The sequence below is a fragment of the Sphingobacterium micropteri genome, assembly GCF_014692515.1.
Classification (GTDB): domain Bacteria; phylum Bacteroidota; class Bacteroidia; order Sphingobacteriales; family Sphingobacteriaceae; genus Sphingobacterium; species Sphingobacterium micropteri.
In genome coordinates this window covers 354,824-364,020 of the sequence record NZ_JACOIK010000005.1, presented here as the reverse complement: position 1 = coordinate 364,020, position 9,197 = coordinate 354,824, and the positions used below count along the sequence as shown (strand labels likewise).

Below are 9,197 nucleotides of genomic sequence, written 5' to 3'. Positions count from 1 at the left end.
ATGCAGTATAGCAAGCTACACCGCAATCCCGTCCGACTTGCATGTATTAGGCCTGCCGCTAGCGTTCATCCTGAGCCAGGATCAAACTCTCCATTGTAAAAATGTAAATTGACCCCGGTCATCTTAATCTGACCGGTTCGTCAGTATGTGTACTGTACGGCCCGGACCGAAAAAATTGTAATTCTATTACAGCTCTCGCCCCTCTTAAGGGCTCCTGCTGCGCTACATGATCATATATCTTAAAGAACTCCTCTCGCCGCCGCTTCGCGCTTTGGCACTATATCGATACAGCTCAAAGCCGTATAAATTATCTCTTTTTTTAACCCCTCGTTCCCGAAGGGACTGCAAAGGTAGGGATGTTTTTCGAAATAACAAAAAAAATATTTTCTTTTCTTTACCTATCCCCTTTCAACATATCCTCTTAACAGGACGCCCTCCCTCGCGGAGTGGGGCAAAGGTAGAAACTTTAACTTTACCCTCCAATAGTTTCCTTCCTTTTTCGACCTGACAAAACGCAAAACACTGGAGGACTGTAAGATATTTTTCACTTTTCTTCTTCTACTTCATCGTCAAAAAGAATTCGTACAGAAGGTGTATATGTATCTTCGTGCTGTCCGGTTTTATTTGCCCAGAAAAACGCACCTAAAAATATTAAGGCGATGAAAACACTGCAACCGATTAAAAAGAATATAATGCTCATTCTTATAGTATTAAATAGTGTGTATTTAAACAGTTATCTATAGCCCGATCTTTAAAGATACGAATTTAAATATTGCTTTATATAGCTTAACTTAGTTTAGACAACAATTTCCTTCGTTTGGCAAACCAACGTGTCGTCAGACTGGTAAACGAAATAATAGTTACCGTACTAATCGGCATTAAAATCGCAGCAAATAACGGAGACATTGTACCCTGTACTGCAAAGCTCAATCCTACCACATTATACGTTAACGATATAGCAAAGCTCATATGTATAACTTTGACTGCATCTTTAGCAAAAGCAAAAAACGACGGTAATTTAGCAAAGGAATCTCCATCTAAAATCGCGTCACAGCCGGGCGAAAAGTTGTTGATGTCATCAGAAACCGCTATTCCTAGATTCGCTTTCCGTAATGCCCCCGCATCGTTAAGTCCATCACCTAACATACACACCTGTTTTCCCTGGTCTTGCCAAAAATTTATCTTGTGCAGTTTATCCGATGGACTCTGATTAAATAATAAACGAGCGTTGCTTGGAAAAATGAGCTTCAGGGCATCAGAGCGTCTTTCATTATCTCCCGAAATCAAGTGTAAATCATACTCCCCTTTGTTTAATGTGCCCACCACCTCGGATAATCCCTGTCGCCACGATTGTTCCAGCGTAAAATATCCTTTCACCATTTCATTTATCATAATATACACCACAGAACCATCTTGATACTCATTTTTAATACCCAGAAAAGGTGCAGATCCTATTTTTATTTCGATCGCATCAAACCAGGCTTCCATCCCTTTACCCGTTATCTCTTTGAAGGTATCTGCCGTCTGAATTACGGTGTGACCAATCCATTTTACAATCTCTCTGCTTAACGGATGATTGGAGTTTCGGCATACGGAAGAGACCAAAGAACGTTCATCTTCGTCCAATTCGCCCTCAAACAGCATCAGCGACGATTTAGGCGAAGAAATGGTTCCTGTTTTATCAAACACCACGCAATCTATTGCCGATAATTGTTCAATAGCAGCTGTATTTTTTATATAGAACTTATTCCGATCGAAAATACTTAATGCGGCCGAAAGCGTAAAAGGTGAACTCAAAGCCAGCGCACAAGGACAAGCAATAATCAATACGGCTGTAAAAGCACCCCATGCTTTTGATGAATCGCCACCGATGAGCCAGAAAATACAAGCGACAATAGCTATACTGATCAACGCAACCGTAAAATATTTACTTATAAAATCAATAAAGGTATCAAATTTCTTCTCCTGAGTTTTGAAACTCTCGTTATTCCATAATCTCGTCAGGTAGCTTTGAGATACAGGTTTCACGACTTCTAACTCAATCGCCTCCCCAATTTGTCGACCTCCTGCATATATAATCTCTCCCCATGTTTTATCAACAGCTTTCGATTCTCCTGTTACAAAACTAAAGTCAACCGAGGCATTTCCTTTTAATAAAATAGCATCTGCCGGAACGATTTCGTTATTACGCACCAAGATGCGCTGACCTACTTTCAAATCAGCTATCTGTATAGGTTTTTCACTTTCCTCTTCAATTACAGTTACCGCAACCGGAAAATAAGAACGATAATCCCGCTCAAACGAGATATGGTAGTATGTCCGTTGTTGCACCCATTTACCAATCAGAATAAAAAACACTAAGCTGCATAAGGTGTCCATAAAGCCAGGGCCTGTTTGCGTGAGGATTTCAAATGCCGACCGAAAAAACAAAACGAAAATCCCCAATGCCAAAGGCACATCCAAATTCAGTCGCTTTTGTTTCAAACTTAACCACGCTGATTTGAAATAATCCGAGGCACTATAAAGTAGAACCGGAATACCAAATGCCAAGTTCATATAACCGAAGAAGCTAGCATATTGCTGCTCAAATGCAGCCATTCCAAAGTATTCCGGAAAACTAATCATCATGGAATTTCCGAAACAAAATCCGGCCACGGTTATTTTAGCTATCAACCCCCGTTGATTAAGTTTCTTCCCTTCTTTTACGACGTCTTGAAGCGTAATTTTAGGTTCGTAACCAATCTGCACCAGTAATTCCACTAGTTCACGTAAGGAAATCTCCTGATGTTTAAATGTGATATTCGCTTGCTTCTTCATAAAATCAACCTGCGAACTTTTAATACCAACATGCAATTTATAGAGATGCTCCAAAAGCCAAATACAGGAGCTACAATGGATGACCGGAATATAGAACGTAATCATGGTTACATCCTCATCTTTATAATCAACGAGCTTGGTAACAATATTAGGTTCATCGAGATAACTCAAATCTGCCCTAGGTCCTTTTTGAGATTTCCCAGGATGTTGATTGTAGCGATAATAATTATGTAGATTACTTTCGTTCAATACCTGATATACCGTTTGACATCCCAAGCAACAAAAGTTTCGGTTATCCAGCACATAAGGTATGCTGTCTACTTTATCTCCGCAATGGAAGCATGTTTTTTCCTTAACAATTTGTTCTGATTCCCGCATTTTTAGTGTTTCGTGACTCGTGATATATTATGTGAGATTGCTTTTAAATCGCTTGGCTAAATAACTGTTCTTGTTCTTTTGATAATTGCAATCGCTGGTCAAATACCATACATATATTCCTCAAAAATGATTTCCCAATTGGAGTAGCTGTAATATGACCGTCCACGTATTCCACTAGACCATCTCTTTCTAAAGGACGCAATCGACCAACAATAACATCATTAAGCGAAAAACCAGTCTTCAGCTCTACTTTGCCTCTACACATCATATCCAGAATATAACGGCGTATTACCTTATCCTCATCATGCAATAAATGTCCTTTTACTACGGGTAAACGTCCTTCATCCAACAGCTTATAATAGTCTTCCACTTTCTTTACGTTTTGTGCAAAACTACTCCAAGCGTCGCTGATAGACGACACGCCCAATCCTATTAAAACAGGCGTATACCGATCCGCGTAGCCCATAAAATTACGATGCAAATTTCCGGATAGCGCAGCTTTGAAAAGCTCATCTTCGGGTTTTGCAAAATGGTCCATACCTACATCCTTATAACCTAGTTCCTCGATCATTTGTTTGCCTAATATATAAAGTGCGAGCTTCTCTTCTCCCACAGGCAGATCGTGTTCGGTGAATCGTCGTTGTCCGGGCTTTATCCATGGAACATGTGCGTAGCTATAAAAAGATATACGATCGGGCGCCAGCCGTAAAGATTTTTCAATCGTATTACGCACGGTGGTTTGTGTCTGCAACGGCAATCCGTATATCAAATCAAAGTTGATAGAGGTATATCCTATTTCACGAGCTTGATCCATGACCCGCTGTACATCTTCTACTGTTTGATGCCGATTGATGAGATATTGCACATGTGGATCGAAGTCTTGAATGCCTAAACTTAATCTTCGAAAACCAAGATGATATAATGTCTGTAAATGTTCTTTCGTGGTATTTGCCGGATGAGCTTCAAAAGAAAAAGATGCACCTTTTTTCACAGCGGCACCGTTTAACAGACCTAAAACCAAACGTTGCAGGTTTGCTGGTTCAAAGAAGGTGGGCGTTCCTCCGCCGAAATGTATTTCACTGATAACCATATCGTCATCAATAGCTGCCCTATACATTTCCCATTCTCGAAGTATATAATCAATGTAAGGTACTTCTACGCCGTGATTTTTAGTAATCCGCGTATTACACCCACAATACGTACATAAACTTTCACAAAATGGAAGATGGACATATAAACTTATTCCGTCATTCTTAGACTTCGTATAGGTTGCCTTTAAACGATTCAGCCATTCTTCTGCATTAAAAACAACAGATTCCCAAAACGGCACCGTAGGATAACTAGTATAGCGCGGTGCGGCCACATTATATTTTGTAATCAAGTTATTTTGTGGTGTCATTTTTTATCTGGTTTGGGTTTACGACGTTACATTCCTTCACACAACAACAAGCTTGCCCTACACATTTTCCTTTACCCCAAAGGTTTAGGTTACGGATGGTCTGCTCTGCAATACCTTTTGGAGTACGGTCTTCATAAGGTGTATTTGCTATTTGAATCCCCAAATCATATGCGCGAGACAAATCAATATGATCTGTGGTGATGGAACGGGTAACAATTTTCTGTACTCCGATTCGCTGTAATTCTTCCAATAATTCAGCATTCAAAAGATCATCCTCAGAGACGATAACTACTTCTTTCCCACGTGCATAATGTATCGTAACAAGGTTTAATGCATTGGAAATCAGCGTTAAATCATGAACTTTTCCGTTCGCAATCGCCAACGATTCCTTCTCATAATCCTTAATATTATATGCGACAGCTTTCATGAGGTCTAATTTCTGTAATGTAAACAATACAAAAATAATAAGACCTCATGAAGATTATGATGCACGGCATCATGTTAGAAAATGATACTGGTCACTTAATCACCTAACTGCTTTCAATTTAGCAATAGCGGGGATAATAATGGCATTACCTGTTTTTGTAATCAGCTTCTCGTCTTTGAAATCTGCCAACATACGGCTGATAGTCTCGTTTGCCGTACCCGCCAAAGCAGCAAGGTCGTCCCTAGAGATACGAATCATGATTTCACCATCCTTACTGGATAGTGCGGATTTTTCCGCGACATTCACCAATGCGTTCGCCACACGTTTTCGCACGGTATCATAAGCAAAACCGAGCATTTGCTCTTCTTTTTCCCGAATATTGCCCGACAGCAGTGTGATAAACTTATTGGCGATAGCTGGTTTGTTATAAAGCAATTCAAAAAAACGTTCTTTCGGAATTAAGGCGACTTCACAATCTTCTAGTACTTCCGCATTATCACTATATTGTTGATTAAGCAAGAGCGCTTCATAACCAAAAAAACTATCATCTATATGGATACCTGTCGACAACTCACGTCCATCCTGATACAACAAAAAACTACGTATTTTACCTTTGAGCAGGTAAAAAATAAAAAGTGGTGTATCCCCCGCTTCATAAATATGTTGCTTCTTCTTTAAAACTTTTACACGAGCTTCTTTCACCAGATCTTGCAGCAAGTAATTTTGTTCTTCCTCACTCAGCTGCAAAGCAAGTGCAGATGATGTATCAGCCACCATACGATTAACAACACGTTTCTCTCGTTTACGAAAGCGGCTTTCTATCGCATTTAGTAATTCAATATCGTCAAACGGTTTCGTCAGATAATCGTCAGCTCCCATTTCCATTGCTTTACGAATATCCGCTCTTTCCGATTTTGCAGTTAAAAAAATAAACGGAATATCCGCTGTCGATTCGTTTTTGCTCAACATATACAACACGCCATATCCATCGAGTTCCGGCATCATAATATCACAAAGGATAAGATCAGGACGGTGCTTAAGAGCCAAATCTACCCCTTCTTTTCCATCTACGGCTGTTAATACCTCATACTCACCTGTCAACGACAGTATTTCTGCTGTTCCTTCTCGGATTTCGAAGTTATCTTCAATTATCAATATCGTTTTAGACATTTTCCACTATACTTATTGCTGAAAACTCATTTTGAACATTGCGCCTTCATTTATTGCCGAATGATATTCCATATTTCCGTCCATTAACTCGACATAGCGTTTAACAATGTTAAGACCTAATCCCGTTCCAGGTATATTGCCTGTATTATGGGCCCTAAAAAAAGGTTCGAATAGATTTTTCTGATCCTCTATTGGAATCCCAATACCGTTATCTTTAATACAGATAATGCAAATATCCTCTATTATTTCAGTAGAAAACTCGATAAAGGTATTTTCTCCAGAATATTTTATAGCATTCGATATCAAATTGATCACGCTGCTTTTAATCAGGTGGGCATCCAAATAAAACATACCTACTGCACCTGTATGTTGATAAACGATGTGCTGATTCTTTTTACAGATCATCTGCATCTCCTCTGTTATCTCTTCAGCCAACTGCACCAAGTTAATATCTGCTTTATTAACCACTACCCTACCTGCTTCTAACTTTTCTAAGGAGAGAAAATCATTCAGAATATTATTTAGTAATTGAACAGCTCCGCGGATACGATTGGTATGTTTCACGATATTCGGAAGATCAGGGCGCTCAGCATATTTCTCTATCAATGAGGCGGACAATTGCACAGAGCTTAACGGCGTACGAAACTCATGCGATGCCATGGAGACAAAACGGGATTTCATTTGATTAAGCTCTTTCTCTTTTTCCAATGACAGACTAACATCTGACTTTGCTTTCTCTAACTCAGAAACTAACTTAATCAAATCTTTTGTCCGCTCCCTTACCTTTTCTTCCAGCTCATCAGCATGTTTCCTTAATTCATCTTCGGCAGCACGTTCTTTGGTAAGATCATGTATAAAACCAGTATAGATATCTTTGTCTTTGTAATGTACTTCACTGACGGCCAATCGAAACGGAAAGGTAGTGCCATCTTTCTTTAATCCACGAACTTCTCGGCCAATTCCAATTATTTTTTTGACACCCGTTTTCTGATATCGCTCAATATATTCGTCGTGCCGACTGTGATCCGGTTCAGGCATTAACATGGAAATATTGTTACCAATCACTTCTTCTGGGCTATATCCGAAAAGCCTAGATGCTGCGGGATTGATGGATTCCACGATACCACCACTATCAATGGTAATAATCCCGTCAATAGCGTTTTCAATAATAGCCTCAAGAAGCCTAGCAGAATCAATCATCGCTATTTCACCAACTTTTTATACTTGATACGCTTTGGTCCTGTATCACCCAAACGTTTCTTACGATTCTCTTCATACTCTGTGTAGTTCCCTTCGAAGAAATAAACCTGAGAGTCACCTTCAAATGCTAGAATATGCGTACAGATACGATCTAAAAACCAGCGGTCATGCGAAATGATAACGGCGCAGCCGCCAAAATTCTCCAATCCTTCCTCCAAAGCACGTAATGTATTTACATCGATATCATTGGTCGGTTCATCGAGTAATAATACATTGGACGATTTTTTTAACGTAATGGCGAGATGGACACGATTCCGCTCTCCTCCAGACAACACACCTACCTTCTTTTGTTGGTCTGCTCCGTTAAAATTAAACTTGGACACATATGCCCGTGAGTTTATCGATCTATTCCCTAACATGATGTTATCGTTACCTTCGGTAATATTCTCCCATACCGTTTTATTCGGATCCAGGTCATCATGGTTTTGATCCACATACCCCAACACCACCGTCTCCCCCACCTTAAAAGTTCCTGTATCAGGTCGTTCCTGCCCCGTAATTAGCCGGAACAAGGTGGTTTTACCAGCACCATTTGGTCCAATAATGCCCACGATACCCGCTGGTGGCAAGGAAAAACTAAGGTTCTCAAACAATAATTTATCACCATATGCTTTAGCAATATTATCTGCTTCAATTACGGTATTTCCTAAGCGTGGACCTGGAGGAATAAACAGTTCTAGCTTTTCTTCTCTGTCTTTCGTTTCTTCAGACGCTAACTTTTCGTAATTATGTAAACGAGCTTTAGATTTCGCGTGTCTTGCTTTCGGCGCCATACGCACCCATTCTAATTCCCGTTCAAGTGTTTTCTGGCGTTTGGATTCCTGTTTCTCCTCCTGTGCCAAACGCTTTGCTTTCTGGTCTAACCAAGAAGAGTAATTCCCCTTCCACGGAATCCCTTCTCCCCTGTCCAATTCCAAAATCCACCCCGCAACATTATCCAAAAAGTATCGATCATGCGTTACCGCGATAACGGTACCTTTATATTGTTGTAAGTGCTGTTCCAACCAATCGATAGACTCCGCATCCAAGTGGTTAGTCGGTTCATCCAAGAGTAAAACATTCGGTTCTTGAAGCAACAACCGACAAAGTGCCACTCTTCTACGCTCCCCACCAGACAAATTGGCAATTTTTGCATCTGGCTCTGGACATCTTAATGCATCCATCGCGCGTTCCAGCTTGGTGTCCAATTCCCAGGCATTCGTTGCATCAATTTTATCCTGCAATTCGCCCTGACGCATAAGCAACTTATCCATTTCGTCCGGATTCTCGTATACCTCGGGCAAACCAAATTTCTCATTTATTTCTTCGTACTCTTTTAGGATTGCTGTCGTCTCAGCCACGCCTTCCTCTACGATCTCTTTGACAGTTTTCTCCGTATCCAACGCAGGTTCCTGCGCCAAATAGCCAACAGAATAACCCGGTGAAAAGACAACTTCTCCCTGATAGGATTTATCTATACCAGCAATAATTTTAAGCAAAGAAGATTTACCAGACCCATTCAATCCGATGACACCAATTTTTGCTCCGTAAAAAAAAGATAAATAGATATTTTTAAGGACTTGCTTTTGCGGCGGGTATATCTTATTTACACCGGCCATTGAAAAAATAATTTTCTCGTCAGACATAAGATTCGTATTCCTGTTTTGTACAAATATAGTCATTTTTAGTTCGGGAGGACTGCCATTTTGATAGTTTCGGGGCTATGGCGTAATTATTGATAAATCTGACAGAACATAGCATAGGATT

General features: G+C 40.1%; 7 protein-coding genes and 1 rRNA gene. All 8 read right to left on the bottom strand.

Annotated features, from left to right (window positions below; translation table 11 throughout):
• Positions 1-97: ribosomal RNA gene (locus H8B06_RS09265) — 16S ribosomal RNA — on the bottom strand; the annotation flags it as partial.
• Between the two features lie 447 nt (positions 98-544).
• Positions 545-700 carry a cbb3-type cytochrome oxidase assembly protein CcoS gene (gene ccoS / locus H8B06_RS09260; protein ID WP_130143508.1) on the bottom strand — a complete coding sequence of 52 codons (156 nt, stop codon included), beginning with the start codon at positions 698-700 and terminating at the stop codon, positions 545-547.
• Between the two features lie 86 nt (positions 701-786).
• Positions 787-3,195: a heavy metal translocating P-type ATPase gene (locus H8B06_RS09255; protein ID WP_190993983.1), complete on the bottom strand. Its 2,409-nt coding sequence runs from the start codon at positions 3,193-3,195 to the stop codon at positions 787-789.
• Positions 3,196-3,238: 43 nt separating this feature from the next.
• Positions 3,239-4,594: an oxygen-independent coproporphyrinogen III oxidase gene (gene hemN, locus H8B06_RS09250; protein WP_190993982.1), complete on the bottom strand. Its 1,356-nt coding sequence runs from the start codon at positions 4,592-4,594 to the stop codon at positions 3,239-3,241.
• The gene (locus H8B06_RS09245; RefSeq protein ID WP_190993981.1) at positions 4,578-5,021 is read right to left on the bottom strand and encodes a Rossmann-fold NAD(P)-binding domain-containing protein; all 444 of its coding nucleotides are present in this window, start codon (positions 5,019-5,021) and stop codon (positions 4,578-4,580) included. Before H8B06_RS09245 ends, hemN begins: the two co-directional genes overlap by 17 nt.
• A 99-nt stretch (positions 5,022-5,120) precedes the next feature.
• Positions 5,121-6,191, bottom strand: coding sequence for a response regulator (locus H8B06_RS09240; RefSeq protein ID WP_190993980.1), 1,071 nt, complete (start codon positions 6,189-6,191; stop codon positions 5,121-5,123).
• A gap of 12 nt (positions 6,192-6,203) precedes the next feature.
• The gene (locus tag H8B06_RS09235; RefSeq protein ID WP_190994007.1) at positions 6,204-7,388 is read right to left on the bottom strand and encodes a PAS domain-containing sensor histidine kinase; all 1,185 of its coding nucleotides are present in this window, start codon (positions 7,386-7,388) and stop codon (positions 6,204-6,206) included.
• Positions 7,389-7,393: 5 nt separating this feature from the next.
• Positions 7,394-9,076 (bottom strand): energy-dependent translational throttle protein EttA, encoded by a 1,683-nt coding sequence (gene ettA, locus H8B06_RS09230; protein WP_190993979.1) that lies wholly within the window; start codon positions 9,074-9,076, stop codon positions 7,394-7,396.
• Between the last annotated feature and the right edge of the window lie 121 nt (positions 9,077-9,197).

Coding starts and splice junctions, on each gene's coding strand:
- H8B06_RS09240 (WP_190993980.1), bottom strand. CDS start 6,191: ATGTCTAAAACGATATTGATAATTGAAGATAACTTCGAAATCCGAGAA.
- ettA (WP_190993979.1), bottom strand. CDS start 9,076: ATGTCTGACGAGAAAATTATTTTTTCAATGGCCGGTGTAAATAAGATA.
- hemN (WP_190993982.1), bottom strand. CDS start 4,594: ATGACACCACAAAATAACTTGATTACAAAATATAATGTGGCCGCACCG.
- ccoS (WP_130143508.1), bottom strand. CDS start 700: ATGAGCATTATATTCTTTTTAATCGGTTGCAGTGTTTTCATCGCCTTA.
- H8B06_RS09255 (WP_190993983.1), bottom strand. CDS start 3,195: ATGCGGGAATCAGAACAAATTGTTAAGGAAAAAACATGCTTCCATTGC.
- H8B06_RS09245 (WP_190993981.1), bottom strand. CDS start 5,021: ATGAAAGCTGTCGCATATAATATTAAGGATTATGAGAAGGAATCGTTG.